Here is a 551-nt window from a genome sequence, read left to right on the forward strand (position 1 = left end):
AATTGTGATTTGTCGACCTGGGCTACAAAGTCTGCGAACTCATTTTGGAGGGCTAGAGGGGGGAAAATCAGTTCAAAATTTTTAATCAGTTGACCGTTTAAATTAGGTTGATTTCCTCCTCGTCCAAGTTCTCGTAATTCGCTATACCTTAGCATTAATTGATGCCAAATAAAAACTGGATTGTCTATTTTATTTGGAAATATAGCCCCACATGCTTGGTTGCTAGTAGATTCAACTTTGAGGATTGCACTTCTTCCTCTTGTTTGTCCTTGACCATACATAGCAATTAATATTGTATCAACTGGAAAAAGTTTAAGAGATGTATTTTCTAAAGCAAATTTTGTGATTTTTTCCTCAGTTTCCGTAATTTCTCTATTTATTACCTCAGTTGTTTTTACCCAATTAATCGTTCCGCTATCCCAATATAATTTATTATCTCTTGATGGTGTACTTCCACTAGAAACTTCAAATTTTTCACCTATTTTATATTTGGGGAATAATGTAGTATAAAAATCCCCAAACATCTCGTTAAATCGGGATTTGACGAGCTC

General features: G+C 34.5%; 1 protein-coding gene. It reads right to left on the reverse strand.

Translation table 11 applies throughout. The features are described 5' to 3' along the window. On the reverse strand, nucleotides 1–551 hold a 551-nt coding region (locus HT719_RS11255; protein WP_172929244.1), incomplete at both ends, for a restriction endonuclease subunit S.

The organism is Streptococcus sp. k-378, from assembly GCF_013277505.1.
GTDB lineage: Bacteria > Bacillota > Bacilli > Lactobacillales > Streptococcaceae > Streptococcus > Streptococcus pseudopneumoniae.